Origin of the sequence: Actinoplanes sp. URMC 104 (assembly GCF_051386375.1) — a bacterium.
Taxonomy (GTDB): Bacteria; Actinomycetota; Actinomycetes; order Mycobacteriales; family Micromonosporaceae; genus Actinoplanes.
Window position 1 is genome coordinate 479,400 of the sequence record NZ_JBPQTO010000002.1, and the last position, 24,782, is coordinate 504,181.

At 73.2% G+C, this 24,782-nt stretch carries 29 protein-coding genes and 1 pseudogene; 15 read left to right on the top strand and 15 right to left on the bottom strand.

The window, feature by feature from the left end:
* Positions 1-33: 33 nt before the first annotated feature.
* A complete protein-coding gene (locus ACSNN8_RS03145) occupies positions 34-921 on the bottom strand; it encodes a hypothetical protein (protein WP_436646863.1) in 888 nt (295 codons plus the stop codon).
* A 4-nt stretch (positions 922-925) separates the two neighbouring features.
* Entirely contained in the window at positions 926-1,234 is a 309-nt protein-coding gene (locus tag ACSNN8_RS03150) for a hypothetical protein (RefSeq protein ID WP_436646864.1), read from the bottom strand.
* Positions 1,235-1,403: 169 nt separating this feature from the next.
* Here ACSNN8_RS03150 and ACSNN8_RS03155 point away from each other — a divergent pair, with 169 nt between their 5' ends.
* A complete protein-coding gene (locus tag ACSNN8_RS03155; protein ID WP_436646865.1) occupies positions 1,404-2,792 on the top strand; it encodes a gamma-glutamyltransferase in 1,389 nt (462 codons plus the stop codon).
* Between the two features lie 111 nt (positions 2,793-2,903).
* On the opposite strand, the gene ACSNN8_RS03160 is transcribed toward ACSNN8_RS03155, so the two are convergent.
* On the bottom strand, positions 2,904-3,485 hold the full coding sequence (locus tag ACSNN8_RS03160; protein WP_436646866.1) for an HdeD family acid-resistance protein: 582 nt from the start codon (positions 3,483-3,485) through the stop codon (positions 2,904-2,906).
* Positions 3,486-3,661: 176 nt separating this feature from the next.
* Between ACSNN8_RS03160 and ACSNN8_RS03165 the strand changes: the two genes are divergently transcribed.
* Positions 3,662-4,450: a DUF1684 domain-containing protein gene (locus ACSNN8_RS03165; protein ID WP_436646867.1), complete on the top strand. Its 789-nt coding sequence runs from the start codon at positions 3,662-3,664 to the stop codon at positions 4,448-4,450.
* A gap of 46 nt (positions 4,451-4,496) precedes the next feature.
* Here ACSNN8_RS03165 and ACSNN8_RS03170 read toward each other — a convergent pair whose 3' ends face one another.
* The gene (locus ACSNN8_RS03170; RefSeq protein WP_436649569.1) at positions 4,497-4,961 is read right to left on the bottom strand and encodes a hypothetical protein; all 465 of its coding nucleotides are present in this window, start codon (positions 4,959-4,961) and stop codon (positions 4,497-4,499) included.
* On the opposite strand from ACSNN8_RS03170, the gene ACSNN8_RS03175 reads away from it, so the two are divergent.
* Both ACSNN8_RS03175 and ACSNN8_RS03180 read left to right on the top strand, forming a co-directional pair.
* Positions 4,848-5,102, top strand: a complete 255-nt coding sequence (locus ACSNN8_RS03175; RefSeq protein ID WP_436649390.1) for an AAA family ATPase — start codon at positions 4,848-4,850, stop codon at positions 5,100-5,102. The genes ACSNN8_RS03170 and ACSNN8_RS03175 overlap by 114 nt on opposite strands.
* Positions 5,030-5,527, top strand: coding sequence for a 5-methylcytosine restriction system specificity protein McrC (locus ACSNN8_RS03180; RefSeq protein WP_436646868.1), 498 nt, complete (start codon positions 5,030-5,032; stop codon positions 5,525-5,527). The genes ACSNN8_RS03175 and ACSNN8_RS03180 overlap by 73 nt, the downstream gene beginning before the upstream one ends.
* On the opposite strand, the gene ACSNN8_RS03185 is transcribed toward ACSNN8_RS03180, so the two are convergent.
* Together ACSNN8_RS03185 and ACSNN8_RS03190 are read right to left on the bottom strand one after the other, a co-directional pair.
* Positions 5,485-6,345 (bottom strand): NAD-dependent epimerase/dehydratase family protein, encoded by an 861-nt coding sequence (locus tag ACSNN8_RS03185; protein ID WP_436646869.1) that lies wholly within the window; start codon positions 6,343-6,345, stop codon positions 5,485-5,487. The genes ACSNN8_RS03180 and ACSNN8_RS03185 overlap by 43 nt on opposite strands.
* A gap of 10 nt (positions 6,346-6,355) precedes the next feature.
* Positions 6,356-6,811 carry a MarR family winged helix-turn-helix transcriptional regulator gene (locus tag ACSNN8_RS03190; protein ID WP_436646870.1) on the bottom strand — a complete coding sequence of 152 codons (456 nt, stop codon included), beginning with the start codon at positions 6,809-6,811 and terminating at the stop codon, positions 6,356-6,358.
* Between the two features lie 50 nt (positions 6,812-6,861).
* Between ACSNN8_RS03190 and ACSNN8_RS03195 the strand changes: the two genes are divergently transcribed.
* Both ACSNN8_RS03195 and ACSNN8_RS03200 read left to right on the top strand, forming a co-directional pair.
* Positions 6,862-7,887: an LLM class flavin-dependent oxidoreductase gene (locus ACSNN8_RS03195; RefSeq protein WP_436646871.1), complete on the top strand. Its 1,026-nt coding sequence runs from the start codon at positions 6,862-6,864 to the stop codon at positions 7,885-7,887.
* The gene (locus ACSNN8_RS03200) at positions 7,806-8,558 is read left to right on the top strand and encodes an NADPH-dependent F420 reductase (protein WP_436649392.1); all 753 of its coding nucleotides are present in this window, start codon (positions 7,806-7,808) and stop codon (positions 8,556-8,558) included. Before ACSNN8_RS03195 ends, ACSNN8_RS03200 begins: the two co-directional genes overlap by 82 nt.
* 374 nt (positions 8,559-8,932) lie before the next feature.
* Here the strand turns inward: ACSNN8_RS03200 and ACSNN8_RS03205 are convergent, their stop codons facing one another.
* Positions 8,933-9,367: a hypothetical protein gene (locus ACSNN8_RS03205; RefSeq protein WP_436646872.1), complete on the bottom strand. Its 435-nt coding sequence runs from the start codon at positions 9,365-9,367 to the stop codon at positions 8,933-8,935.
* Positions 9,368-9,394: 27 nt separating this feature from the next.
* Entirely contained in the window at positions 9,395-10,006 is a 612-nt protein-coding gene (locus ACSNN8_RS03210) for a hypothetical protein (RefSeq protein ID WP_436649570.1), read from the bottom strand.
* On the opposite strand from ACSNN8_RS03210, the pseudogene ACSNN8_RS03215 reads away from it, so the two are divergent.
* The 3 genes and pseudogenes from ACSNN8_RS03215 to ACSNN8_RS03225 all read left to right on the top strand — a co-directional run.
* A pseudogene (locus ACSNN8_RS03215) lies at positions 9,942-10,100 on the top strand (hypothetical protein); the annotation flags it as partial. The gene ACSNN8_RS03210 and the pseudogene ACSNN8_RS03215 overlap by 65 nt on opposite strands.
* An 87-nt stretch (positions 10,101-10,187) precedes the next feature.
* A complete protein-coding gene (locus ACSNN8_RS03220) occupies positions 10,188-10,613 on the top strand; it encodes a hypothetical protein (RefSeq protein ID WP_436649571.1) in 426 nt (141 codons plus the stop codon).
* A gap of 148 nt (positions 10,614-10,761) precedes the next feature.
* The gene (locus tag ACSNN8_RS03225; RefSeq protein WP_436646873.1) at positions 10,762-12,702 is read left to right on the top strand and encodes a potassium transporter Kup; all 1,941 of its coding nucleotides are present in this window, start codon (positions 10,762-10,764) and stop codon (positions 12,700-12,702) included.
* Here ACSNN8_RS03225 and ACSNN8_RS03230 read toward each other — a convergent pair.
* Entirely contained in the window at positions 12,677-13,402 is a 726-nt protein-coding gene (locus tag ACSNN8_RS03230; protein WP_436646874.1) for a hypothetical protein, read from the bottom strand. The two genes, ACSNN8_RS03225 and ACSNN8_RS03230, sit on opposite strands and share 26 nt — an antisense overlap.
* Before the next feature lie 259 nt (positions 13,403-13,661).
* On the opposite strand from ACSNN8_RS03230, the gene ACSNN8_RS03235 reads away from it, so the two are divergent.
* From ACSNN8_RS03235 to ACSNN8_RS03245, 3 genes are read left to right on the top strand one after another with little or no spacing between them, the layout of a single operon-like run.
* On the top strand, positions 13,662-14,678 hold the full coding sequence (locus ACSNN8_RS03235; RefSeq protein WP_436646875.1) for a chemotaxis protein CheB: 1,017 nt from the start codon (positions 13,662-13,664) through the stop codon (positions 14,676-14,678).
* Positions 14,679-14,693: 15 nt separating this feature from the next.
* Entirely contained in the window at positions 14,694-15,677 is a 984-nt protein-coding gene (locus ACSNN8_RS03240; protein ID WP_436646876.1) for a methyltransferase, read from the top strand.
* Positions 15,674-16,765 carry a carboxylate-amine ligase gene (locus tag ACSNN8_RS03245; RefSeq protein ID WP_436646877.1) on the top strand — a complete coding sequence of 364 codons (1,092 nt, stop codon included), beginning with the start codon at positions 15,674-15,676 and terminating at the stop codon, positions 16,763-16,765. The genes ACSNN8_RS03240 and ACSNN8_RS03245 overlap by 4 nt, the downstream gene beginning before the upstream one ends.
* On the opposite strand, the gene ACSNN8_RS03250 is transcribed toward ACSNN8_RS03245, so the two are convergent.
* Both ACSNN8_RS03250 and ACSNN8_RS03255 read right to left on the bottom strand, forming a co-directional pair.
* Positions 16,727-18,136: a M20/M25/M40 family metallo-hydrolase gene (locus ACSNN8_RS03250; protein ID WP_436646878.1), complete on the bottom strand. Its 1,410-nt coding sequence runs from the start codon at positions 18,134-18,136 to the stop codon at positions 16,727-16,729. The genes ACSNN8_RS03245 and ACSNN8_RS03250 overlap by 39 nt on opposite strands.
* A 28-nt stretch (positions 18,137-18,164) precedes the next feature.
* The gene (locus ACSNN8_RS03255) at positions 18,165-19,286 is read right to left on the bottom strand and encodes a phytanoyl-CoA dioxygenase family protein (protein WP_436646879.1); all 1,122 of its coding nucleotides are present in this window, start codon (positions 19,284-19,286) and stop codon (positions 18,165-18,167) included.
* Positions 19,287-19,359: 73 nt separating this feature from the next.
* On the opposite strand from ACSNN8_RS03255, the gene ACSNN8_RS03260 reads away from it, so the two are divergent.
* Together ACSNN8_RS03260 and ACSNN8_RS03265 are read left to right on the top strand one after the other, a co-directional pair.
* Complete coding sequence (locus tag ACSNN8_RS03260) at positions 19,360-20,355, top strand: LacI family DNA-binding transcriptional regulator (RefSeq protein WP_436646880.1); 996 nt, start codon at positions 19,360-19,362, stop codon at positions 20,353-20,355.
* An 81-nt stretch (positions 20,356-20,436) separates the two neighbouring features.
* Positions 20,437-21,060 (top strand): response regulator, encoded by a 624-nt coding sequence (locus ACSNN8_RS03265; protein ID WP_436646881.1) that lies wholly within the window; start codon positions 20,437-20,439, stop codon positions 21,058-21,060.
* Between the two features lie 12 nt (positions 21,061-21,072).
* On the opposite strand, the gene ACSNN8_RS03270 is transcribed toward ACSNN8_RS03265, so the two are convergent.
* Together ACSNN8_RS03270 and ACSNN8_RS03275 are read right to left on the bottom strand one after the other, a co-directional pair.
* Positions 21,073-21,729 (bottom strand): response regulator transcription factor, encoded by a 657-nt coding sequence (locus ACSNN8_RS03270; protein ID WP_436646882.1) that lies wholly within the window; start codon positions 21,727-21,729, stop codon positions 21,073-21,075.
* Positions 21,726-22,829 carry a sensor histidine kinase gene (locus ACSNN8_RS03275; protein ID WP_436646883.1) on the bottom strand — a complete coding sequence of 368 codons (1,104 nt, stop codon included), beginning with the start codon at positions 22,827-22,829 and terminating at the stop codon, positions 21,726-21,728. The genes ACSNN8_RS03270 and ACSNN8_RS03275 overlap by 4 nt, the downstream gene beginning before the upstream one ends.
* A gap of 160 nt (positions 22,830-22,989) precedes the next feature.
* Between ACSNN8_RS03275 and ACSNN8_RS03280 the strand changes: the two genes are divergently transcribed.
* Positions 22,990-23,727, top strand: a complete 738-nt coding sequence (locus ACSNN8_RS03280) for a hypothetical protein (RefSeq protein WP_436646884.1) — start codon at positions 22,990-22,992, stop codon at positions 23,725-23,727.
* A 32-nt stretch (positions 23,728-23,759) separates the two neighbouring features.
* On the opposite strand, the gene ACSNN8_RS03285 is transcribed toward ACSNN8_RS03280, so the two are convergent.
* Together ACSNN8_RS03285 and ACSNN8_RS03290 are read right to left on the bottom strand one after the other, a co-directional pair.
* On the bottom strand, positions 23,760-23,930 hold the full coding sequence (locus tag ACSNN8_RS03285; RefSeq protein WP_436646885.1) for a hypothetical protein: 171 nt from the start codon (positions 23,928-23,930) through the stop codon (positions 23,760-23,762).
* 94 nt (positions 23,931-24,024) lie between these two features.
* Positions 24,025-24,777, bottom strand: a complete 753-nt coding sequence (locus ACSNN8_RS03290) for a ZIP family metal transporter (protein WP_436646886.1) — start codon at positions 24,775-24,777, stop codon at positions 24,025-24,027.
* Between the last annotated feature and the right edge of the window lie 5 nt (positions 24,778-24,782).

Consider the following 24,782-nt stretch of genomic DNA (forward strand, 5'->3'; position numbering starts at 1 on the left):
CCGGATTTTGCCGCAGCGTCCCGCGCCCGCGCGTCACCGTTTGGTGAGCTCGGCCTGGTCCTCGGCGCCCGGGGCGTACGAGAGCAGGTACCGGCCCGCCGAGCGCTCCTCCAGCGCCGTGATCGCGGCCAGCCTGCGGTCGAGGTCGAGCTGGGCCCGGTTCATCGCGCCGTCGTGCAGGTCCTGCTGACGTTCCCGGGCGGCGAGCAGCTCGTCCTTGGCCCGGCGCAGCAGGATGCGGTTGGCGGTGTCGCGGTCCTCGGGCGGGATGCCGGCGGCCGCGCCGATGATCTCGGGGTGCTCGGCGATCGCCCGGTCCTGCAGCAGCGAATGCTGGTTCTTCCAGTAGTCGGTCTGGCTGCCGTCCGTCCAGTTGGCCAGCGCCAGGATGTGCACCTCCGAGTACTGCGGCTCCTCGGTGCCGGGCACGAACTCCTCGCGGAAGGTGTGGTCGGCGAGCAGCTCGGCGGCCCTGCGGTCCCTGTCGTTGATGCCGGCCACCAGCTCGCCGAGGTGCTGGGCGTACCCGTCGACCAGCGACTGGGTCGCCGCCACCGCGATCGGCGCGGTGATCGTGCCGGAGGCCAGGTCGATGCGCAGCCCGCGGCTCTGCGCCTCGGCGACGACCTCGCGCACCTGACCCTGGTAGTGCGCGACGTCGAGGGCGAACTCGCGGATGGTCCAGGCGATGGCGGCGCAGTGCACCTGCCCGTTGCCCAGCTGCAGCCGCAGATCCGCCGACTTGTCCTGGGCGGCCTGCGAGCTCGGCCCGGCCGGCCAGTGGTTCGCCAGCTCGCGGGTGTCGCGGCCGAGGTCCTCGACGGCGTCGTCCAGCGTCTGCGCCAGCCGGTCCCAGCGCCTCGCGACGCTCTCGAGCCGCCCGGTGTCGGCGGCCAGCAGCCCCTGCAACGTGATCGTCACGGCGTCACGCCCCCGGCTTGCCGGCGACCTGGATGCGGCCGGCCGCGTCGGCGTCGGTGGCGACGAAGTCCCCGGCCGCCGCGCGCAGCTCGCCGCCGTAGTCGCGCACCATCGCGGCCAGCCCGTCCGCGGTGATCTGCCAGAACCGCGCCGAGCCGGCCAGCTGGTGGTCGCAGAGGGTCGAGCCCTCGACCGCGCCCTGTCCCGCGTACTCCCAGCCCGGGATCTGCGCGGCCACGGCAGCCACCCGCTCCCCGATCGCCGTCACCGCCGCGCCCATGGCCCGCACCGCGGGCGCATCGATGCTCGTCATGTCATCCATCGATCAACCACCAACCCCGTAGAAGCAACGACTGGCGCAAAGTACACGGCGCGGGCACTCCCGGCGGTTCAGACCGGCCCCGGTGCTGCCCGCGATCGACACCCGCGAGCACGGCGCGGCCCCCGACGACGAGCGTGCGCCGGGAACGTAGGGTCGCGGTATGTCCGTCGCCGTGGCTGCGCCGCATCCGGCCGCCGTCGAGGCCGCGCGCCCGATCGTGGCTGCCGGCGGCAACGCGTTCGACGCGGCGCTGGCCGCTGCGGGCGCGCTGGCGGTGGTCTATCCGCATCAGTGCTCGGTCGGCGGAGACCTGGTCGCGATGGTGCGGACGGCCGGTTCTCCCGTACGGGCCGTGCTGTCCATCGGCGCGGCCGCGTCCGCTGCGGTGCCGCCCACGGCGCCGCGCATGCCGTTGCGCGGGCCTCTGACCGTCACCGTGCCCGGGGTGGTGGCCGGGTGGGCCGCCGTGCACGGGCTGGGCGCGCGGCTGCCGCTCGCCGAGCTGCTCGCCCCCGCGGTGCGGCTGGCCTCGGACGGGGCGCCGTTCAGCGCCGGCCTGCGCCGGGCGATCGAGCAGCAGCGGGAGGTCGTCCGCGCCGACCCGGGGCTGTCCGCGGTGATGCTGCGGCCGGCTCTCGTGCAGCCCGCGCTGGCGGCGACGCTGGCGCAGATCGCGCGCGACTGGCGTTCCCTCTACCGTGGTCCGCTCGCGCAGCGCCTGGCCGTCGGGCCGCTCACGGCCGGCGACTTCGCCGCGCACGCCGCCGAGGTGACCGAGCCGCTGAGCGCCGTCGCCGGCGGGGTGACCTGGCACGCCGCGCCTCCGCCGGTGCAGGGCGCCACCTTCCTGGCCGTGAACGGATCGCCGGATCTGCTCGCCGGGAGCCACCGCGCCCAGTCCGCCCGCGACGCGCTGCTGGGCGACCCGCGCGGCGGGCCGATCGACGTCGCCGGGCTTCTCGGGCGTACGTCCCCGGTTGTGGCAGCCGCGGACCGGCTGCACGAGCCCACCGGGGACACCGTCGCCGTCACCGCGGTCGACGACGACGGGAACGCCGTCACGCTGATCCAGAGCGTCTTCGAAAGCTTCGGCGCCGGCATCCTCGAGCCGTCCACCGGCGTCGTGCTGCACAACCGCGGCTCCGCGTTCAGCCTCGACCCGGCGCACCCCGGCCGCCTCGCCCCCGGCAGGCGGCCGCCGCACACGCTCTGCCCCACCCTGGGCATCGCCGCCGGCGACGTCGTCGCGCTGGGGTGCCAGGGCGGCCGCGCCCAGCCGTGGATCCTCGCCCAGATCGCCCCCGACGCCTTCACCGCCCCCGACCCGGCCGAGCTGGTCGCGCGCCCGCGGTGGATCCTCCGGGGCGCCGACCTGATCCTCGAGCCCGGCGTGCCCACCCCACCGGCCGCGGCCGGCCTGACCGTCACGACCACCGCCGGCCCGCACGACGACGCCGGCCACGTGCAGCTGTCCCGCCTGCGCGGCGGCCGCCTCGACGCCGGCAGCGACCCCCGCGCCGACGGCCTCGCCGCCGTCCTGCCCTCCTAGCGCCCACCCGCGCGGCCGGCATCAACCCGCACGGCGCCGCGAGACAGGCACGGGACCGTGGGCACGGCACAGTGGGGCGGTTCCGGCGCGCTGGGGCCGGGACGGGGAGGGTCAGACGGCCGCGTGGCCGGGGCGGTTGCGCAGCACCATCAGCAGCTGGATCAGGCCCATGAGCAGCAGCCAGATGCCGGTGAGCCAGACGATCGTCGCGAGGGACGGGCCCGGCCACAGGAGCACGACGAGCCCGCCGAGCACGCTGACGGCGCCGAGCGCGGCGAGGACCAGCCGGCCGGCGGCGTCGTGGCCCGCCGTGAACGCGTTGATCAGGCCCACGATCCCGCCGATCAGCCACGAGATGCCGATCAGCGTGGCGATCACGACGACGGACACCAGCACGTTGCGCAGGCAGATGACTCCGGCCACGACGAACAGCACGCCGATGACGGCGCTCAGCGCCCGGGCGGCGCCGTCCGCGCGGGCGGCGGTGATGGCCTGGACGATGTTGATGACGCCGTGCACGAGCAGCCAGACGCCGAACAGTGCGGCGCCCACGTACAGGGTCTCGTCGGGCCAGGCGAGGGCCAGCACCCCCAGGACGATCGAGGAGGCGGCGCCGGCGACGGCCAGCCACCAGAGGGACCGCTCGGCCGAGCGGGTGAACGACGCGGACATCGGGGCGTGGGTGGTGGACACGGAAGCCTCCCGGAGCGGTGTGGGCACGAGCTGACCGGGACGGCCGATGCGGCTGCGGAACACCGCAGGGGTCGCCGTGCGGGCAATCTATCGCCGTACGCCTCCGGGGACCATCCTCCGTGACGGCCGAAACAAGCTCTATCTCCCATAGGCTAAGTAGGCATAGGCTGGCGGGCATGACCGATCAGACCTGGGCCGAGTGGCACGCCGAGCACGAGCGCGACCTCGCCGACCCGCACGGCTTCCTGGCCATCACCAGCCTGAACTTCCTCGACGCGACCCCGCGGCGCTTCCCCGACGCGCCGGGCGAGTGGAGCACCGGCCCGGACGGGCCCGTCGTCGACCTCGCGGACGGCGAGTCGCTCACCGTCGACGGCGCCGAGGTCACCGGCCGGCACAGCTTCGGCGTGCTCGCCGAGCGCAGCAGCGTCTTCCCCGCGTTCGGCGACGCCGTGGTCGAGGTCGCGAAGCGCGGCGGCTTCGACATCATCCGGCCGCGGCATCCGGAGAACCCGCTGCGGCAGCAGTTTCACGGGGTGCCGGCCTACGAGCCGACCGAGAAGTGGCAGCTGACCGGCCGCTACGTGCCCTTCGACGAGCCCCGCGACGTCACGGTCGGCGCCGCGGTCGAGGGCCTCGAGCACGTGTACGAGTCCCCCGGCCGCGTGGAGTTCGAGGCGCAGGGCACTCCGCTGGCGCTGACGGTCTTCAACGGCCGTACGCCGGGGTCGTTCTTCGCCCTGTTCACCGACGAGACCTCGGGCGTGACCACGTACGCGGCCAACCGCAGCCTGGCCATCGACGCCCCGGCCGCGGACGGGACGGTGACGCTCGACTTCAACAAGGCGACCAACCTCGTCTGCGCGTACACCGACTTCGCGACCTGCCCGCTGCCCCCGTCCGAGAACCGCCTGCCGGTCCCGGTCGAGGCCGGCGAGAAGATCCCGTACGAGCGACTCCCGTAACGCTGCACGGCCCGCGTCTGCTAGAACCTCAGCTGGGACGCGAACGCTACGACAGGTTCACGCCTGGCTTCGCCGGCGCGGTGATGGGCAAGCTCGGCAGCGACCCGGAGACGTTCAACCGGATGGTCACCCGGCTGTGGCGCGAACCCGTCGACGCGGCACTGGCCTCGCCGGCTACCAGCAGTTCTGCGCCGACCTCCGCGACTGGCGACAGCAGCACGGCATCGCGCCGCAGGAGGCGGACGCCGTTCTCACCCGCTTCATGCGGGCTGCCAGGACCGTCGTTGCGCAAGCGCCGCTGCCGGCCGCGGAACGGCTCGGCGCCAACGAGGTCGCCGCACGGTGTCACCTGCCGGTCGAGCAGGTGGACCAGTGGGCGGAGGCGCTGAGCACCGGGATGCGGCAGGCGGTGTTCCACGGGCCGCCCGGCACGGGCAAGACGCACGTCGCCGGGCTGCTCACCCGGCACCTGGCGACCTCGGCGGAGCACATCGAGGTCGCGCAGTTCCACCCCGCGTACTCCTACGAGGACTTCGTCGAAGGCCTGCGGCCCGAGACCGGAAGCGCCACATCGCGGACGTGGCCGGTGCGCCGCCCGAGATGGCCGGCGTGCCGGCCCGGTACCGGGAGATCGTGCCGCTGGCGCGGCTGATCCTGGACGGCCGGACCACGCTGCCGACGGGGTCGGGGAGCGCCGGAGCCAGCGTGCTGTTCCTGATGACGAAGATCTGGGAGACGTACGTCGGCAGGTGGTTGCGCGCCCGGCAACCGGGCTGTGCCGTGACCGGCCGGCATCGCATCCCGCTCACGGAGACGCGCTCCGCCTGGGCGGACTTCGTCGTCTCCCGCGCGGGTGAGCCGGTTGCCGTGTACGACGCCAAGTACCGGCCGTGGCGGCCCGACCCCGCCACCGACGAGCTGTACCAGCTCTACACGTACGCCCGGCGCCTCGGCATCACCCGCGCCGCGCTGGTCTGTCCGGCGCGGGAGAGCAGCTTCGCCGAGACGTCGGTCGGCGAGGTGACGATCGGCAGCTACGGCGTCCCGGTGGAGCGCCAGGTGAACTCGGGCTCGTAGCCGAGCAGGCGGCGGGCCTTGTCGATGGAGAGCAGGGTCTCGTGCTCGCCCAGCTCCTTGCGGACGGGGACGTCCGGGAAGACCTCGGCGGCCAGCGCGGCGCTGGAGCGGCTCATGACGGTGTCGGCGTTGGCGATCACGAAGACCTCGACGCCCGCCTCGGGATAGGCCAGGGCACGCCGTACGGCCTGGGCGCCGTCGCGGGCGTCGATGTAGGCCCACGCGTTCCAGCTGCGCAGCCGGGGGTCGGCGTCGTAGGAGGGGAAGGCCTCGTAGTCGCCCGGCTCCATCACGTTGGAGAACCGCAGGCCGACCATGGTGAGCTCGGGGTCCCACCGGCAGAACTGGGCGGCCATCTGCTCCTCGAGGTGCTTGGCCAGCGAGTACGAGGAGTTGGGCCGGACCGGGTACTCCTCGTCGACGGGCAGGTAGGGCGGCGGCGTGGTGTCGAAGGGCAGCCCGAGCAGGGTCTCGCTGGACGCCCACACCACGGTCTTGATGCCGGCCACCCGCGCGGCCTCGAAGACGTTGTAGGTGGCGCGGATGTTGTTGTGGAACGTCGCCGCGTTGGGCAGCAGGCCCGGCGCGGGGACGGCCGCGAGGTGCACGACGGCGTCGATGCGGTCGTAGCGCTCGTCGACCGTGGTGAGCGCGCCGACGACCTGGCCGAAGTCGGTGAGGTCGACGTTGAGCCACGGGGCGGGCGAGGACGACGGCGCCTGGTCGAGGTTGACGACCTGCTGGCCGTGGTCGAGAAGGTCCTGGACGACGGCGCGGCCGAGCTTGCCGCTGCCTCCGGTTACCGCGATGCGAGCCATGGCCCTAGTTCTACCCCCGCGCGAGGTGGGCACGCAGGGCAGCGGCGATCTCGCCCGCGGCCTCGAGCTGTGCAGGGGTCAGCGCGTCGACGAAGATCTCGCGGATGTCGCGCAGGTGGGGGCGGGTGGCGGCCGCGAAGGCGGACGAGCCCGTGGGGGTGAGCACGACCTCGGCGCCCCGGTTGTCGGTGGGGCAGTCCTCGCGGCGGATCAGGCCGCGCTTCTCCATGCGCGCGAGGTGGTGCGACACCCGGCTGCGCTCCCAGTGGATGGCCGCGGCCAGCTCCGAGCTGCGCAGCCGGTTGCCGGTGGCCTCGCTGAGCGCGAGCAGCACCGCGTAGTCGCCCGGCGAGAGCCCGGCCGAGCGCTGCAGCCGGGCCGCCATCTCGGCGCGCACGGCTTCACCGGTCTCCAGGTAGTCCCGCCAGATGCCCAGCTCCGAGCGCGTCGGGAAGCGGGTGGTCATGGACACAGCGTACCCGGCATAATTGACACGTCAATCACGTTGGAGGCGGCATGACCGACCACATCTTCGGCCTCGACACCTTCGGCGACGTGCCGGAGGACGACCGAGGCACCCTGCTCTCGCACGGCGCCGCCATCCGCCAGGTCGTCGACGAGGCCGTGCTCGCCGACGAGCTCGGCGTCGACGTCATCGCGCTGGGCGAGCACCACCGCCCCGAGTACGCGATCTCGACGCCCGAGACCGTGCTGGCCGGCATCGCCGGGAGGACGTCGACCATCCGCCTCGCGTCCGGCGTCACGGTGCTGAGCTCGGACGACCCGGTCCGGGTGTTCCAGCGCTTCGCCACCGTCGACGCGCTGTCCAACGGCCGCGCCGAGGTGATCCTGGGCCGCGGCTCGTTCACCGAGTCGTTCCCACTGTTCGGCTACGACCTCGCGGACTACGACAAGCTGTTCGAGGAGAAGATCGAGCTGTTCGTCCGGCTGCTCGACGAGAAGCCGGTGACCTGGAGCGGCACCACGCGCGCGCCGCTGGTCGACGCCGACGTGTACCCCAAGACCGACTCCGGGCGGCTCACGACGTGGGTGGGCGTCGGCGGCTCCCCGCAGTCGGTCGTCCGTACGGCGCGGTACGGCCTGCCGCTGATGCTGGCGATCATCGGCGGGGCGCCCGAGCGCTTCACCCCGTACGTGGACCTCTATCGCCGTGCCGCCGAGCAGCTCGGCACCGCCGCGCACCCGGTCGGCATGCACTCCCCCGGCTTCGTCGCCGACACCGACGAGCAGGCCCGCGAGCTGTTCTACCCGCGCTACAAGGTCATGCGCGACCGCATCGGCGCGCTGCGGGGCTGGCCGCCGCTGCGCGAGCAGGAGTTCGACCACGAGGTCGAGCACGGCTCGCTCTACATCGGCTCGCCCGAGACCGTGGCCCGCAAGATGGCCCGCGCGATCAAGGCGCTCGGCGTCGGCCGGTTCGACATGATCTACACCGCCGGATCGATGCCGGCGAGCGCGCGGCTGCGCAACGTCGAGCTGTTCGGCACCAAGGTGCTGCCGATGGTGAAGGACATGCTGTGAGCACGATCGGCATCCTGGGCGCCGGCAAGGTCGGCACCGTCCTGGCCCGGCTCGCCGTGGCGGCCGGGCACCGGGTGCTCATCGCCGGGTCCGGGGACGTCTCGAGGATCAGCCTGATCGTCGGCGTGCTGGCGCCCGGCGCCGAGCCGGTCACCGCCGCAGACGCGGCCGCCCGCGCCGACGTCGTGGTGCTGGCCCTGCCGCTGGGCAAGCACCGGACGGTGCCGGTGGAGGCCCTGCGCGGCAAGCTCGTGGTCGACGCCATGAACTACTGGTGGGAGGTCGACGGCATCCGCGACGACCTGACCGACCCGCGTACGTCGTCCAGCGAGATCGTGCGGGAGTTCCTGCCCGGCTCGCGGGTGGTCAAGGCGTTCAACCACATGGGCTACCACGACCTCGAGGAGGGCGCGCGTCCGCCGGGCGCTCCGGACCGCAAGGCGATCGCCGTCGCCGGCGACGACCCGCGCGACGTCGCCACCGTCGCCGCGCTCGTGGACGACCTGGGCTTCGATCCGGTGCTCGCCGGCCCGCTGGCCGAGGGCGTACGCCTGGAGCCCGGCACCGAAGCCTTCGGCGCGAACGTGCCCGCCGACGAACTGAGGGCCATGCTCGACCGGTTCCCCGGTTCCGAGCGGGGTCGCGTGGTGGCCGAGGCCCGCGGAGCCTGAGCCTGCCCTCCCCGCCGCCGACGTGAGCAGCAAGTCGCGGACTGCCCGGCCCCTGTTCTGTGTGGCGCGACGGCCCGGTCGAAAGGTTCTGAGAATGCTGGGGAAATGGGGCGTTGCTGAGGCGCCGGTCGGCCGATGAGCCTTTCTGGGACACCGAACCATTTGAGACAGCGGCTGCTGCGCATTCCGGCAATTTCGGGGTGCGACGTTTTGCCGGCAATACCGTGGGTCGGGTAACCGTCCGATCCGACCCACGGTGGGAAGTTTCTCGTGAAGCACAGGAAGCCTGCGCGCCTGCGCGGCGCATGGATTGCTGTTGGTGGTCTGCTGGCGCTGGGCGGGCTGGTGCCGCTGCTGGACGAGACCGGGCCGGCCTACGAGTTGCGCGCGGACGAGGTGTGCCCGTCGGAATCGGCCGGGTCCGCGACGCCGGACCCTAGCTTCTCGACGACAGCAGCCATTGCCACTACCTCGCCGTCGAATGCGGACTCCCCGACGCTACCCACCACACCGGCGACCACACCGGTCACCACCGGAACAACCACCCCGGTCACCACCGATGCGACCTCGGCTTCGGCCGACCCCGTAACCACGTCACCCTCCCCGGACCTCACAACCACGTCACCCTCCCCGGACTTCACGACCACGTCACCGTCGCCCGAACTCACCACCACGTCACCGTCGCCCGAACTCACCACAACATCACCGTCCCCTGAGCTCACGACCACATCACCGTCCCCTGAGCTCACGACCACATCACCGTCCCCTGAGCTCACCACCACATCACCGTCCCCCGAGCCCACCACCACGTCAGAGTCCCCGGACGCCATAACCGCTCAAGTGGCGGAAGCGGCTGAGGCATCGGCCTGCCCCACCAGCTCGGCTGCCGTTGACGCCACCACCGCGCCGACGTCCGCAGCGACCAGCCTCCCTACGACTGTCGCGGCCAGTTCGGCGCAGACCGTCGCCCCAACGACGACCACGACTACGACCCCCGTCCCCACCCCCACGACGACGGCGCCCACCGTCCCGGCCACCGCGCCGACGACCACATCCGCCTCGCCGAGCGCTTCGGCCACGATTACCTCCCCGAGCGCCTCCGCCACGACGACCTGGCCAGGCCCCTCCGCCACAACCACCTCGCCCAGTCCCACCGCCACAACCACCTCACCAAGCCCCACCGCTACAACCACCTCACCAAGCCCCACCGCCACGACGACCTCGCCGAGCCCCTCGGCCACAACGATCTCGCCGAGTGCGTCGGCCACGACGTCGGCGTCGGCCGGGCCGACGGTCTCGTCCACCGCGCCGACCTCTGCCCCGGCCACCTCGTCGAGCCCGACCGCGCCGGCCGTCGTGCCGAACGCCCCGTCCGGGGTGACCGTGTCGGCTGCGACCTCGTCGATCCGGGTTTCCTGGAGCGCGCCGGCCGCCAACGACGCGACCATCACCGGCTACCGGGCGACCGCCAGCCCGGGCCCGGCCACCTGCTCGACCACCGGCGCGACGAGTTGTGTCCTCGGTGGCGCGGCCGGTGAGACGTACACGGTCACCGTTGTCGCCTTGTCTGCTTCGGGAGAGTCCGCGCCCTCGGCGCCGTCCGGCAGTGTGTCGCCGGAGGAACCGGTGGTGAGCAGCACGCCGCCGGAGACCGACCTGCCACTGGACACCAGCGAGGGCGACATCTCCACCGCAGTGCCGGGCGAGGAGCTGGTCATGATCGGCTCGGGCTATGCGCCGTACTCCTCCGTGACGCTCACGGTCTACTCGAAGCCGACGGTTCTCGGCACGGTGACCACCGACGGTGACGGGTCCTTCCGGCAGGCGGTCACGGTCCCGCCGGGGCTGACCGGGTCGCACTCGTTCGTGGCGGCCGGGGTCGACCCGAGCGGCAACCCGCGGGCGTTGCGGCTCGATGTCACCGTGGCGGCCAAGAGCAGCGACGACGGCGGCAGCGGCACGCTTCCGATCACCGGTGGCGCAGCGATCTGGTTGTTCCTCGTCGGCTTCGTCTGCGCGACTGCCGGTGTCGCGATGCGGCTGGTACGACGCTAGTCGCCTCGGCGGGGACCGCCGGTGGTTTCGTCAGCCGCCCGGGCGCCTCGACCTCTGCGGAACCCGACGCAACGGGCCTGCCCGGTCGTGGCGTGGGACACCTCCCGACAAGGCAGCCGAATCGGCCCGGGGCGCGCAGAATGATCCGGTGAGCTCACAGGCGCCCGAGAAGGCGGCGGTCCCCCAGGAACACCACGGGCACGGCAAGCTGCGGGCGGCGGTCGTCGTCGGCGCGCTCGGGGTGGTGTTCGGCGACATCGGAACCAGCCCGATCTACACGATCCAGACCCTGTTCAACCCGGACGACCCGCACCCGGTGCCGATCACGGGCGACAACATCCTGGGCGCCATCTCGACCATCTTCTGGTCCGTGATGATCATCGTGACGCTCACCTACATCACGCTGGTGATGCGGGTGAACAACGACGGCGAGGGCGGCATCATGGCCCTCATCACGCTGCTGCGCCGCTGGGGCACGTCGACCGGCCGGCGCAGCGCGGTGGCGCTGGCCCTGCTGGGCATCTTCGGCGCCGCGCTGTTCTTCGGCGACAGCATGATCACGCCGGCCATCTCGGTGCTGTCGGCGATCGAGGGGCTCGAGCTGGTGCGTCCCGGCTTCGACAGCGCCGTCGTCCCGATCACCGCGGTGATCATCGTGGTGCTGTTCTCGCTGCAGCGGCGGGGCACGGCCGCCGTCGGCCGGCTGTTCGGGCCGGTCATGATCCTCTGGTTCGTGACGATCGGCGCGGCGGGCATCGGCGGCATCGCGCAGCACCCGCGCATCCTCGAGGCGCTCTCCCCCACGTACGCCATCGAGTTCCTCGCCGGGAACTTCCACATCGCGTTCTTCGCGCTCGCCGCGGTCGTCCTCTCGGTCACCGGAGCCGAGGCGCTCTACGCCGACATGGGGCACTTCGGCCGCAAGGCGATCGTCTACGGCTGGCTCGGGCTGGTGCTGCCGGCGCTGACGCTGAGCTACTTCGGCCAGGGCGCCCTGCTGCTCGGCGACCACGGCGCGGTCGGCGGGCCGTTCTTCCTGCTGGTGCCCGAGTGGGGCCGGCTGCCGCTGGTGATCCTCGCGACCGCGGCCACCGTGATCGCCGCGCAGGCCGTGATCACCGGGGCGTACTCGGTGGCCTCCCAGGCGGGTCAGCTGGGCTACCTGCCGCGGCTGCGCATCGCGCACACCTCGGAGTCGACTGTGGGCCAGATCTACGTCCCGTGGATCAACTGGCTGCTGATGGTCGCCGTGCTGGTGCTGGTCTTCGCGTTCCGCAGCTCGGCCGCGCTGGCCTACGCGTACGGCATGGCCGTGATCGGCACCATCACCATCACCACGCTGCTGTTCTTCTACTTCGCCCGGGTCCGCTGGAACGCCCCGCTGTGGCTGGTGCTGACCGGCGGCACGATCCTGCTCGCGATCGACCTGCTGTTCCTGAGCGCCAACCTCACCAAGATCGTGCACGGCGCGTGGCTGCCGCTGCTGATCGGCCTCACCGCGTTCACCGTGATGGCCACGTGGCAGCGCGGCCGCCAGATCGTCACCGCGGAGCGCGACCGGGCCGAGGGCTCCCTGCGCGAGTTCGTGGCCGACCTGCAGAAGCGCCCGGCGCTGGCCCGCGTGCCCGGCACCGCGGTGTTCCTCAACCGCGGCAAGCAGACCGCCCCGCTCGCGCTGCGCGCCAACGTCGAGCACAACCACGTGCGCCACGACCAGGTGATCATTCTGTCGATCGAGACGCTGCCGGTGCCGCGGCTGGCCGACGACCAGCGCACCGAGGTCGACGACCTGGGTTCCGCGGACGACGGCATCCTGCACGTCAACGCGCGCTACGGCTACATGGAGACGCCGGACGTGCCGGCCCTGCTGCGCTCGCTCGACGCCGCGTACACCGAGGGGACGATCTCGGCCGACGAGGCGTCCTACTTCCTGTCGAAGATCGAGCTGGCCCGCGGGGACAGCGCCACGATGGCCCCGTGGCGCAAGCGGCTGTTCATCGCCACCTCCTACATCACGGCGGACGCGGCGGAGTTCTTCAGCCTCCCCCGCGACCGCACGGTGATCATGGGGTCGCGTATCGAGGTCTGAAGTGCCGCAGGGTCGCCTCGGTCTTGGTGACCTGCGGCTCGTCGTCGGGCACGATGCCGTGCGCCCGCAGCGCGCTCGACGTCTCGGCGGCCACCTCGGCCGCCTTGCGTGACGCGCACCGCGTCGACAGTTCCGCGATCGCCGATCCGTCGGGGTAGCGCCACAGCTCGGCGGTCAGCGGGTGGTCGCACGCGGCCAGGGTGAGCCGGCAGCGCCGCACCTCGACCGGGCCGAACTCGCGCAGGGCGTCGAGGGGCACGTTGGCGTACGCCGTGAGCAGGCGCCTCTGCCGCCCGGAGAGCAGCCGGGCGAGCGGCTTGCCGGCCTTCACGGCGCGCTCGAGCTCGTGGCGCCCCAGCGTCCGCTTGAGCGCGCCCGAGCAGGCGTAGTTGTCGGGCAGCGCGTCGATCTCGACGGCGAACCCGTCGTCGCGGCGCAGCCACCCCGGCAGCGCCTTGGGCAGCACGGGTCGCAGCTTCACCACCGCGTCGCCGGCCCGCCCCTGCGTGCTGCGGAGCCGCACGATGAGCCCGTGCCGTTGCAGCGCGAGGTCGGCGGTGTCGAGGAAATAGACGGTACGGGCCTGGCCACAGCTCAGATCGGCGCCGAGCGCGTGCAGGTCATCGGGCGAAACGGCAACCTTGAGTTCCACCTTCGGCGCCTCGCCGATCAGCGGAGGCTGCCAGAAACCCCTGGTCATCACTGTTTTCGTCACTGCACGCCCATGTCTGTGGTGGTCCGGCACGGCGACCGGTGTTACCCGGATCGACCCTATGAAACGCAAAGCTTCATTTCATTCTCGTGTCGTCGGACACCATCGGCGCCGAAAGAGCTGTTAACCTTCCGTTAAACCCAGCTATTCCCTTACTTTACCTCGGTGCCGGGCAGCGGCCATGGTAGCCGGGCGGGGTCGCGCTCGCTCCGGGTTTGCGACCCGGGCCGGTGGGTACCCGCGCCAGATGCCGACAAGGGACGTGGTGGTGGTCGGGGCGTCCGCGGGTGGGGTCGAAGCCCTGACCGCGTTCGTGGCCGGGCTGCCGGCGGACCTGCCGGCCGCCGTGGTCGTGGTGATGCACGTGCCTCCGACGGGACACAGCGGGCTCGCCGACATCCTGAACCGGCACGGCCCGCTTCCGGCGACCACCGCTCAGGACGGCGACCGGCTGCGGCCGGGGCACATCTACGTCGCCGGGAACGGCCGCCACCTGCTCATCAAGCACGACCACCTCGTGCTGAGCCGGGCGCCGAAGCAGAACCGCGTGCGGCCCTCGGTGGACACCCTGTTCCGCAGCGCCGCCCGCTGGCTCACGTCGCGGGTCGTGGGGGTGGTGCTGTCCGGATACCTCGACGACGGCACGGCCGGCCTCGCCGCGATCGTCTCGCTCGGCGGCGCCGCGGTGGTGCAGGACCCGGACGACGCGATCGCGGGCGCCATGCCCCGGGCCGCGCTGTCCGTCGTGCCGGACGCGGTGGTGAGGCCTGTGGCGAAGATCGGCGCCGAGATAGCGCGGCTGGTGGGGCAACCCGCGCCGCAGCCCGGTCACGTTCCGGATGACGAGCTGGTTCGGGAGACGGACATGTTGGAGACGAGTACGTCGGGGCGGATCGGCGAGCCGGCCGCGGTGGGCTGCCCCGACTGCAACGGCGGGATGCGCGAGATCCGGACCGGTGGAGCGGTGCACTTCCTCTGCCACGTGGGCCACTCCTGGTCGCCGCTGGCCCTCGCCGCCGCCCAGGCGGAGAAGGTCGAGCAGTCGCTCTGGACCGCGGTCAGCATGCTCGAGGAGCAGGCCGCGATCCACCGGTTGCTGGCCGAGCGGGCGACGGGACCCGAAGCGACCCTGACCCGCCGCCACCAGAGCGACGCGGCCGACGAGGCGACGCGGGCCGCCGAGACGATCCGCAAGCAGTTCCCCGACCTGCTGCCGCGCCTGCTCGACCCGGTGGCGAACGCGGGGACTAATCGCCCGATCTAGGGGAACCCGGCGCGCATGACGACGACCGAAACGGCTCCCGCGGGCACCGGGGAGCACACGTTGGCCGCCGACGAGGCGCTGCTGCAGCTCGGGCGGGAACTCAAGAGCACCGGCTACCGGTTCACCACTGTCACCCCCGAGACCCATGCGCGCGTCAACCGGCGCCCCGGCAACGCCACCGCCCGCACCCTGCGCGACGTGCTCGGCTGGAGCCGCCCGTTCGCCGAGGGCGTGCTGCCCGCCACGATCGTCGACCTGCTGCGCGCGGCCGACGCCGTCGAGCCGCACGGCGACGGCCTGTGGCGCAGCCGGGTGCGGTTCTCCTCGTACGACGACGAGCTGTTCGTGCACTCGGCCTTCCCCACCGACGCGCCCGACTCGGTGTTCTTCGGCCCCGACACGTACCGGATGGCCGACGCCGCCTCCGCGCACGCGGCGGGCCGCGCCGGCTCCACCCGCCGCGCGGTCGACATCGGCTGCGGCACGGGCGCCGGGGCGATCGCGGTCGCCAAGCGTGCCCCGCAGGCCGAGGTGTTCGCGGTCGACATCAACGACAACGCCCTGCGCTACGCCCGGATCAACGCGGCCCTCGCAGGCGTCGGCGACCGGGTCCGGCCCACGGCCAGCAACCTGCTCGACGGCGTCGACGGCGCGTTCGACCTGATCATCTCGAACCCGCCGTTCATGATCGACCCGGCCGGGCGCACGTACCGCGACGGCGGCGGCCCGGACGGCAACGACCTGTCGCTGACGATCATCGACGTGGCGGCCGAGCGGCTGGCGCCGGGCGGCTCGCTGGTGCTGTTCAGCGGCTGCGGCATCGTCGAGGGGCACGACCCGCTGCGGGCCGCCGCGGCGGAAAGGCTGGAGGGAACCGGCCTCGCCTGGGACTATCGGGAGGTGGACCCGGACGTGTACGACGAGGAGCTCGACGGCGAGGCGTACGCCCGGGCCGAGCGGATCGCGGTCGTGCTGCTGACCGCCACCCGGCCGCGATGACCCGCACGCTCGGCGTCGAGGAGGAGTTCCTCTTGCTCGACCCGGACACCGGCGAGAACGCGCCGCTGGCCGAGAAGGTGTTCGCCGGCCTGCCCGGCGAGCTGCACGCGCGGCACCGCCGCGAGTTCCGGCACAGCATGGTCGAGATGGTCACCGACGTGTGCACGACGCTGGACGAGCTCCGCGACCAGCTGCTCACCGCGCGGCGCGAGACGGCGGCCGCGGCCCGGGCCACCGGCGCCGACCTGGTGGCGATCGGCGCGACGCCCCTCGCCGAGCCGTTCCGCGAGCCCGCCGACGACGCCCGGTTCCGGCGCATCGTCGGCCACTACGGCCCCATCGCGCAGGACCCGGCGGTGTGCGGCTGTCACGTGCACGTCGGGGTGCCGTCGCCCGAGCTGGCCGTCGAGGTGTGCACCCGGTTGCGCGGGCGGCTGCCGGTGCTGCAGGCGCTGGCCGCGAACTCGCCGTTCTTCGACGGCGCCGAGACCGGGTACGCGAGCTGGCGCTCGATCCAGCTGCTGCGGTGGCCGACGATGGGCGCGTGGCCGCACTTCCGGTCGGCCGCGGAGTACGACGCGACCGTCCGCACCATGATCGCCTCGGGCGAGATGATGGACGAGAGCATGATGTTCTGGTACTCGCGCCCGTCCGCGAACTTCCCGACCGTGGAGATCAGGGTCGCCGACGTCTGCCTGACCGCCGACGACACCGTGCTGATCGCCGCGCTGGCCCGCGGCATGGTCGACACCGCCGCGCGCGAGGCGCAGGAGGGCCTGCCGGTTCCCGGGATCCCTGACGTGCTGCTGCACTCGGCCCACTGGAACGCCGCGCACGACGGCGTCGACGGCACGCTGCTCGACCCGGTCGCCGGCCGGGCGCGCCCCGCCTGGGAGCTGATCGGCGAGACGGTCGACTGGGTCACCCCGTCGCTGCGGGAGCACGGCGACCTGGACGTCGTGACGGCCGGGCTCGACCGGGTGCGCCGGGAGGGAACCGGCGCGACCCGTCAGCGGCGGCTGCTCGGCGGGTCGGGCAGCGTGGCGGCGCTACTGGGCGACCTGGCCGCGGCCACCGTCGCCGGCTGAGCCGAGCCGCTGCCAGAACGACGCGAGGGTCGCGGCCCCGTTGATCAGCATCTGGATCGCGACCCGCTCGTCGTCGTCGTGCCAGCGGTCCTCCGGCAGCCCGGTGCCGAAGAAGACGACCGGCGCCCCGATCACCCGGGTCAGCAGCTCGGCGGGGCCGCCGCCCGCGTTGCCCATCCGGCCCGGCCGCTTGCCGAAGCCCTCCTCCATCGCCGCGGCGAGCTCGGCCAGCGCCGGCAGGTCGTCCGGCGTCCGGTACGGCTCCTGGGAGATCTCCTCCGAGATGCTCAGGTCGTACTCGACCCGGTCGTCGAGCCGCGACTCCACCCACTGCCGCAGCTGCTTCTCCACCGTCGCGGCCTTCTGACCCGAGGCCGTACGGAAACTGAACCTGGCAGTGGCGACCGCGGGCACCGCCGCCCGGGGCAGCCCGGCCGGGTCGCCCGAGAGCAGGCCGATGACCTCCACGGCGGGCCGCTCCCACAGCCGTTCCAGCACGGTGTAGCCGTGCTCGCCGCCGATGGCGCGGGTCTCCGAGCGCTCCAGCCAGTCCTCGTCGCTGTACGGCAGCGCCGCCAGCTCGGCCCGCCGCGTCTCGGTGAGCTCCTCGACGTCGTCGTAGAAGCCGGGCAGCGTGATCCGTCCCCGGTCGTCGTGCAGCGCCGCGATCAGCGCGGACAGCTCGATCGCCGGGTTGATCGCCGGGCCGGACACCGCGCCGCTGTGCACGTCGCGCAGCGGGCCGAAGACCCGCAGCTCAGCGCTGATCATGCCCCGCAGGCTGGTGCACACCGCCGGGTGATCGGCCCGCCAGGTCAGCGTGTCGCTGAAGACGATCAGGTCGGCGTCCAGCCGCTCGCGGTGCTGCTCGAGGGCCTCGGCGAGGTGGCCGGACCCGGCCTCCTCCTCGCCCTCGACGAGAATCTTGATGTTGACCGCGGGCGCGTCCCGGCCGGTGGTGGCCAGGTGGGCCCGCAGGCCCCACACGTGGGCGAGCACCTGCCCCTTGGCGTCCGACGCGCCGCGGCCGTAGACGTATCCGTCGCGCACCACCGCCTCGAACGGGTGAGTCTCCTCCCACTGATCGTCATCGGTCACCCGTACGTCGTGGTGACTGTAGATCAGCACGGTCGGCGCACCCGGCGCCTCGCACCACTCGGCGTACACGGCCGGGGCGCCCTCGATCCGCCACACGTCAACGTGCGGGAACCCGGTCGCGCGCAGGGCGCCGGCCAGCCAGTTCGCCGAGCGGATCAGCTCCGGTTCGCTCTCCGGCAGCCCGGCCACCGATCGGTGCCGGATCCAGCCGATCAGCTCCTTCACGAGGTCGTCGCAGTGCCGGGTCAGGTAGTCATGAACATTCGCAGCCACCGGGGCCGACTACCCCTATTCCGGCATTTCACGCGCCCGGGACCCGCCGGGCTGCCGAGGCGGCCAGCTCACGCTCGAACCGCTCGGCGTCCCACTCCTCCGCCAGGGCCTGCCGCATCAGCTCCGCCTGGGTCCGCGGGGCGAGGCCGCCGAGGGGCTGGTCGCGGTCGAGGTTGGTCGGGAACGCGTACCCCTCGGCCGAGGCGGCGATCACGTTGGCGGCCGAGCCGGAGAAGTCCCGCAGCACCGGATACAGGGCGCGGGCCATGGCGATCCGGTCGACCGACTCCATCGCGCGGCCGAAGCCCGAGGAGATCTGCAGCAGGTTCGCCATCCGGCGCACGCCGGCGGACCGGTTGGTGCCCGCGCCGTGGAACAGCGCCGGGTTGAAGAACGCGGCGTCGCCCTTGGCCAGCGGCAGCTGCACGTGGTGCTCGTCGAAGTACGCGGTGAACTCGGGCCGGTGGAAGGCGACGTAGCCGGCCGGGTACTTCTGCGAGTGCGGCAGATAGAGCGTCGGGCCCGTCTCGACCGGCATGTCGACGTGCGCCACCGCGCCCTGCAGGGTCAGCACCGGCGACAACGCGTGGACGTGCGCGGGATAGCGCAGCGCCTGCTCCTGCGACATGAACCCGAGGTGGTAGTCGCGGTGCGCGACCTGCGCCTGCCCGCCCGGGTTGACGACGTTGACCTGCGAGGTGACCTGGTAGCCGACGCCGAGCCAGGCCTCGCAGACCAGCGCGAGCGTGTCGTTGTCGTAGTACTGCGCGAAGGCCGCCGGGTCGCGCAGCGCGAACTTGTCGAGCGCGCCCCACACCCGGTCGTTCGCGCCCGGCTTGGCGAAGTGGTCGCCGCCCCGGACGCCGGCCGCCTTCTGCTCGGCGATCAGGTCGGTGAACACGGCCGTGGCGCGGTCGACCACGCCGGGCGCGAATGCTTGGGTGAAGACGACGACGCCCGGCCCGTCGCGCAGCGCCCGGATCAGCTCGCCGCGCACCTCGAGGGTGTCCGGCAGCGACCCCGGATAGATCAGCACGTTGCCGGCGACGTCGGTGGCGTGCGGGTAGTCGGCCAGTTCCGTCTTCTGCTCGCAGACGGCCCGGAAGTCCTCCAGGCGGCAGTCCGCGGCGCTGAACCAGGTGGTTGTCATGGGCCTCACGCTAGGTCCGCGCGGGCCGCTGCGGGCCCTTGAGAAGACCTCAAAAACCCCTCATCGTGGACGGGTGAAGCACCCGTACCGGATCCGGGAGATCGCCGCGCAGGCGGGCCTCAGCGAGGCCACGGTCGACCGGGCGCTGCACGGCCGGGCGGGGGTCCGCGAGAGCACGGTCCGCGAGGTGCGCCGGGCCGTCGCGGACCTCGACCGGCAGCGCGACCAGGTGCGGCTGGGCGGGCGTACGTTCCTGATCGACGTGGTCGTGCAGGCGCCGCCGCGCTTCTCCGCCACGATCCGCGCGGCGATGGAGTCCGTGCTGCCCGCGCTGCGCCCGGCCGTCGTCCGGGCGCGGTTCCACCTGGTCGAGGAGTCGTGCGTCCCCGTGCTCGAGCGGGTCGCCCGGAGCCGGTCGCACGGCGTGATCCTCAAGGCCCCCGACGTGCCCGCGGTCGTCGCCGCCGCGCGGGCGCTGACCGTGCCGCTGGTCACCCTGGTCACCGACCTGCCCGCGGCGCCGCGCGTCACGTACGCCGGGCTCGACAACCGGGCCGCCGGGGCCACCGCCGCGTACCTGATCCGCCAGTGGCTCGGCGACCGCCCCGGCGACGTGCTGGTGGTGCGCGGCCGGGGCTCTTTCCGCGGCGAGGACGAGCGCGAGGCCGGCTTCCGCGCCGAGATGCCGCGGCGCATCGTCGAGGTGGTCGACGCCTCCGACCGGCCGGACGCCGTACGCGACGACCTCCGCACGACGCTGGCCACGAACCCGCCGATCCGCGCGATCTACTCCCTCTACGCCGGCGCGGGCGGCAACACGGCCGTCGTCGAGGCGTTCGACGGCCACCCGTACGCCGTCTTCGTGGCCCACGACCTCGACCGGGAGAACACGCTCCTGCTCCGCGACCGCAGGCTTTCCGCCGTGCTGCACCACGACCTGCGCACCGACCTGCGCCGCGCCTGCCACGCCATCCTCCAGGCGCAGGGGGCGCTGCCCGGCCCGATCCGCACCAACCCCTCCGCCGTCCAGATCATCACCCCGTTCAACACCCCACCGGCCGAGCTCTGACGGCACACCGTCCGGTGTGGAACGATACGTGCTCGCGCCCGGCCGCTCGGGCGCCACCGGACACAGAACGGGAACGAGACGATGGACGCCACAGTCGCCCTCTTCATCCTCGGATGCGCGGTCGTCGCGCTGATCGCCGTTCTCCTCCTGCGATCGCAGAACCGGGACGGGCGGGCCGAGGCCTCGTTCACCTTCGGCGACCTGTTCTCGGCCTCGGTGGCGCTGGAACCCAGGAACACCGCTTCGGCCGAGCAGGCCGTGCAGGAGGCCGCGCACCTGAAGGGTGACTCCGACGCTCCGGCGGCCGGTCTTGCGACGACTGCGCCGACCCGGCTCGCGCGGGTGCTCTGGGTCGATGACAACCCGGACGGCAACCTGTACGAGACCGTGGCTCTTGAGCGGATCGGCCGGTTCGTCACCAAGGCGACGTCGAACGAGGCGGCGATGCACTATCTCGGCGAACTGGACTTCGATCTCGTCATCACCGACCTCGGCCGCGCCTCCGAGGCGGAGGGTGGTGCGGATCTGATCCGCCGCCTGCAGGCCTCGGGACAGAGTCTGCCGATCGTGGTCTACACGGTCGACGCGGCGTCGAGGCGGGCCGCTCTGGTGGCTCAGGGTGCGACGGCCGTTGTGGACCGGCCGCGGGACCTGGTCAACGTCGTCGACGAACAACTGCGCCGGAGGGTGGGATCGGTCGGCTGAGACGCCGCGGGGTCAGTCTGCGCCTTTGACGGTGTCGCCGCGGCCGTGGGCTATCAGGACCAGGTGGACCCGGTCGCGGGCACGGAGCTTGTCGAGCAGGTGGGCCACGTGGGTCTTCACGGTCGCCTCGGAGACGTACAGGGTGGCGGCTATCTCGGCGTTGGTGCGGCCCACCGAGATCTCGTGCAGCACGTCGCGTTCGCGCGGTGTCAGCCGGCTCAGGGCGGCCGCGGTCGCGGGGTCGCGTACGCCGGGAAGGTGCTCGTCGATCAGCCGGGCGGCGACGTCGGCGTCGATGAGGACCTCGCCCTGGGCGACGGCCCGGACGGCGGCCAGCATCGACGCCCGCGGGCTGTCCTTGAGCAGGAAACCGGCGGCGCCGGCCCGCAGGGCGTCGAGCACATAGGCGTCGATGTCGTACGTCGTGAGGATGAGCACCCGCGACCGGGAACGCGCGGCCACGATCGCCCGGGTGGCCTGGATGCCGTCGAGGACCGGCATGCGGATGTCCAGCAGCACCACGTCCGGGCGGGTCCGCTCGACCAGCTGGACGGCCGCGCGCCCGTCGCCCGCGGTGCCGACGACCTCGATGTCGTCCTGCGCCTGCAGGATCAGCGCGAAGGCGTCGCGGACGAGCTCCTGGTCGTCGGCGACCACAACCCTGATCATGGCGTGCGCCCTGCGCCCAGCGGGATCTCCGCCCGTACGCGGAAACCGTCCGCCGTCTGCTCCGCGACCAGCGTGCCGCCGCACGACTCGACCCGCTCCCGCATGCCGGCCAGCCCGTGCCCGCCCGGCTTGCGACGGTGGCGCACGGCGCCGCTGTCGCTCACCGCGACGACCAGGCGACCGTCGTCGGCGCCCACCTCGAGCAGCGTGGGCACCGGACCGGCGTGCCGCAGGGTGTTGGTGAGCGCCTCCTGCACCACGCGGTAGGCGGCTCGCCCCGCCACCGCGGGCACCTCGGCGCCGTCCAGCCGCAGGCGGCAGTCGACCGGCAGGCCCGAGGCGCGCAGGGCCTCCACCAGGCCGGGCAGCTCGGGCAGGCCGGGCAGCGGCGCGTGCGGGCCCGGCGCGTCGGGGGCGCGCAGCACCGACAGCAGCCGCCGCGTGTCCTGCAGGGCGTCGCGCCCGGCGCGCTGGACGGCCCGGACCGCGCCCTTGGCCGTGTCGGGGCTGGTGTCCATCAGCTCCTCGGCCGCCTCGGCCTGCACGACCATCAGCGTGACGCTGTGCGCGAGCACGTCGTGCAGCTCCCGGGCGATCTGGATCCGTTCCTCGGCGGCGGCCGTGCGGACCCGCTGGGTCGCCTCGCGCTCGGACTGCTCGCGCAGCTGCCGGAACCACGTCCCGAGCGCGAACACGGGCACCACCCACAGGCCCCACGGCCAGGAGCGGGTGAGCGAGTCGTCCGGGTCCACCACGACCGAGGCCAGCGCGACCACCGAACCGGCCGGCAGAGCCGCGTACGCCCACGGCCGCCGCCCGTACCGGCCGCAGGCGAAGACCGTGACCGTGAGCAGGACCGTGCCGGAGGAGGAGAGCGAGAACAGCCCGAGGCCGATCGGCACCGCCCAGCAACCCGCCACCACGGCCAGCGCCGCGACCGCACGGCGGCGCCGGAACACCAGGGCCGCGCACGCCACCGCGTACAGCGGCAGCATGAGCGCGGGGTGCGGGAGCCGGTCGAGGGCCGCCTCGAACGTCCCGTAGGCGAACAGGCCCGCGGGCACCGACCAGTCGCCTGGCTCCAGCCGATCGCGGCGCATGGGCTCAGGGTAGGCCCGGCCGGCGCCCGCGGGCCTCAGCCGACGGCCTGATGTGTCTCCGCCCGTGGGCGGAGGCGGGCTCGCTCGCGCGCCGATGCGGCCGCCCGGACCGCGCCGCGATGCTGACGGCAATCGTCGCCGACCACTGAGGAGCCGAACCATGCGACTGATCGTCTTCCGCGTCGTCACCGTCGCCGCCGGGCTGATCTACGGCTACGCCACGACGCTGCTGCCGGTGCCGTGGACCGCCATCCCGGTCGACCGCGCCGGATACGCCCCCGCCGACATCCGCTGGGAGCTCGCGCTGATGGGCGCCTCCACCGGCGTGGTGCTGGCCGGGCTGCTGCTGGCGTCCGCCTGGCGGCCCGTGGAGCTTCCGCTGCTGCCGCAGGTCGTCGCGGCGGGCATCGTGCTCGACGTGTGCCTGGAGGTTCCCGTACGCGGACCCGCCTACCTCGCGCTGGCCCTGCCCGCCGTCGTCGCCGTGCTCGCCTATCCCCGCCCGCGCAGCCTGCTGGAGATCCGCCCGGGCCGGCGCCCGCGCCCCTGGTTCGTCCTGTTCGGACTGGTGACCGGCGGGCTGCTGCTCGCGCGCGTGGTCGTCATGGCGCGCCGGCCGGACGAGTGGGTCGACGACGCCGCGCACACGGTGCTGATCGCCGCCGCGGTGCTGCTCACGCTCACCGGTCGTCCCGGCTGGAGGATCGTCGCCGCCCTCGTGGGGGCCGCGCTGCTCTATCTCGGTGTCGTGGCCGTGGTGCTGCCCAGTTCCGTGGCGTGGGGGCCGGTGTGGGGCCCGCCCGCCTGTGTCGCGGGCCTCGCGTACGGCCTCGCGGCCGTGCGGCCGGCGACCGTGACCACCGGCCGCGGGCTGCTCACCGCGGCGCGCACCACGTGATCGACGGCGGCGCGACGTGATCGCGGCGACGGTCAGTCCGTCGACGCGCCGGACGCCGGCAGGTCGGGGTCCGGGTCGGCCGGTCCGGCCGGCTCCTTCGCCGGGGCTCCGGGGTCGTCCCTCGGGTCCTCGGCGTTGGCGTCGCGCAGGTATTCGTCGGCGGCCGGGGGCGGGTCGCCCACGGCGTCGGGGTCGACGCTCATGTCGTCCTCCTCTTCTCGGGTGCCGCCCGCCTACCCCGCACAGGCCGGTTCATACGCCCGGCCGCCGCCGGACGAGCCGGCCGGGTCCGGACGCTCAGCCCGCCTGGGACAGGCCGAAGGCGACCAGGAAGCCCGCCACCGTGATCAGCCCGGTCAGCAGGTGCGCATCGTCGAACGCTTCGGGGATCATCGTGTCGGCGACCATCGCGAGGATCGCGCCGCCCGCCAGCGCGGTGATCGTGGCCAGCGCCGCGGGCGCGACGCCACCGAGCAGCGTGTAGCCCGCGACCGCCGCGAGGCCGCTGATCACGGCGATGCCGCTCCACAGGCCGAAGACGTACGCCTTGGAGCGCCCGGCGTGCCGCATGCCGGCCGCGCTCGACAGGCCCTCCGGCACGTTGCTGATGAAGACGGCCGCGACGGTCACGACGCTGACTCCGCCGCCCGCGAGCAGGCTGGTGCCGATCACGATGGACTCCGGGACGCCGTCGAGCAGGGCGCCCAGGGCCAGCGCGGTCCCGGACCCGCCCTGCTGCTCCTCCGACAGCTGCTGCGAGCCGGAGCGTTTGCGGTGCCGGGCGCCGCGGCGGGCGAGCAGCACGTTGCATCCGGTGTAGACGACCGCGCCGGCGACCGCGCCGAGCACCGTGGGCAGCAGCCCGGCCTGCTCGTGCGCCTCACCGATCAGCTCGAACGCGACGGCCGACAGCAGCACCCCGGCCCCGAACGCCATCACCGAGGCGATGATCCGCTGCGGCACCGGCGCGAGGTAGCCCGCCGCTGCGCCGATCACCAGCGCCGCACCGGCGAGCAGTCCCCAGCTTCCCGCTTCCAACCATCCAGGCATGCGGC

Coding starts and splice junctions, on each gene's coding strand:
- ACSNN8_RS03150 (WP_436646864.1), bottom strand. CDS start 1,234: ATGACGAGCATCGATGCGCCCGCGGTGCGGGCCATGGGCGCGGCGGTG.
- ACSNN8_RS03155 (WP_436646865.1), top strand. CDS start 1,404: ATGTCCGTCGCCGTGGCTGCGCCGCATCCGGCCGCCGTCGAGGCCGCG.
- ACSNN8_RS03165 (WP_436646867.1), top strand. CDS start 3,662: ATGACCGATCAGACCTGGGCCGAGTGGCACGCCGAGCACGAGCGCGAC.
- ACSNN8_RS03175 (WP_436649390.1), top strand. CDS start 4,848: ATGCGGCAGGCGGTGTTCCACGGGCCGCCCGGCACGGGCAAGACGCAC.
- ACSNN8_RS03185 (WP_436646869.1), bottom strand. CDS start 6,345: ATGGCTCGCATCGCGGTAACCGGAGGCAGCGGCAAGCTCGGCCGCGCC.
- ACSNN8_RS03190 (WP_436646870.1), bottom strand. CDS start 6,811: ATGACCACCCGCTTCCCGACGCGCTCGGAGCTGGGCATCTGGCGGGAC.
- ACSNN8_RS03195 (WP_436646871.1), top strand. CDS start 6,862: ATGACCGACCACATCTTCGGCCTCGACACCTTCGGCGACGTGCCGGAG.
- ACSNN8_RS03210 (WP_436649570.1), bottom strand. CDS start 10,006: ATGGTCGCGTCGTTGGCGGCCGGCGCGCTCCAGGAAACCCGGATCGAC.
- ACSNN8_RS03230 (WP_436646874.1), bottom strand. CDS start 13,402: ATGACCAGGGGTTTCTGGCAGCCTCCGCTGATCGGCGAGGCGCCGAAG.
- ACSNN8_RS03235 (WP_436646875.1), top strand. CDS start 13,662: ATGCCGACAAGGGACGTGGTGGTGGTCGGGGCGTCCGCGGGTGGGGTC.
- ACSNN8_RS03240 (WP_436646876.1), top strand. CDS start 14,694: ATGACGACGACCGAAACGGCTCCCGCGGGCACCGGGGAGCACACGTTG.
- ACSNN8_RS03245 (WP_436646877.1), top strand. CDS start 15,674: ATGACCCGCACGCTCGGCGTCGAGGAGGAGTTCCTCTTGCTCGACCCG.
- ACSNN8_RS03255 (WP_436646879.1), bottom strand. CDS start 19,286: ATGACAACCACCTGGTTCAGCGCCGCGGACTGCCGCCTGGAGGACTTC.
- ACSNN8_RS03265 (WP_436646881.1), top strand. CDS start 20,437: ATGGACGCCACAGTCGCCCTCTTCATCCTCGGATGCGCGGTCGTCGCG.
- ACSNN8_RS03270 (WP_436646882.1), bottom strand. CDS start 21,729: ATGATCAGGGTTGTGGTCGCCGACGACCAGGAGCTCGTCCGCGACGCC.
- ACSNN8_RS03275 (WP_436646883.1), bottom strand. CDS start 22,829: ATGCGCCGCGATCGGCTGGAGCCAGGCGACTGGTCGGTGCCCGCGGGC.
- ACSNN8_RS03280 (WP_436646884.1), top strand. CDS start 22,990: ATGCGACTGATCGTCTTCCGCGTCGTCACCGTCGCCGCCGGGCTGATC.
- ACSNN8_RS03285 (WP_436646885.1), bottom strand. CDS start 23,930: ATGAGCGTCGACCCCGACGCCGTGGGCGACCCGCCCCCGGCCGCCGAC.
- ACSNN8_RS03290 (WP_436646886.1), bottom strand. CDS start 24,777: ATGCCTGGATGGTTGGAAGCGGGAAGCTGGGGACTGCTCGCCGGTGCG.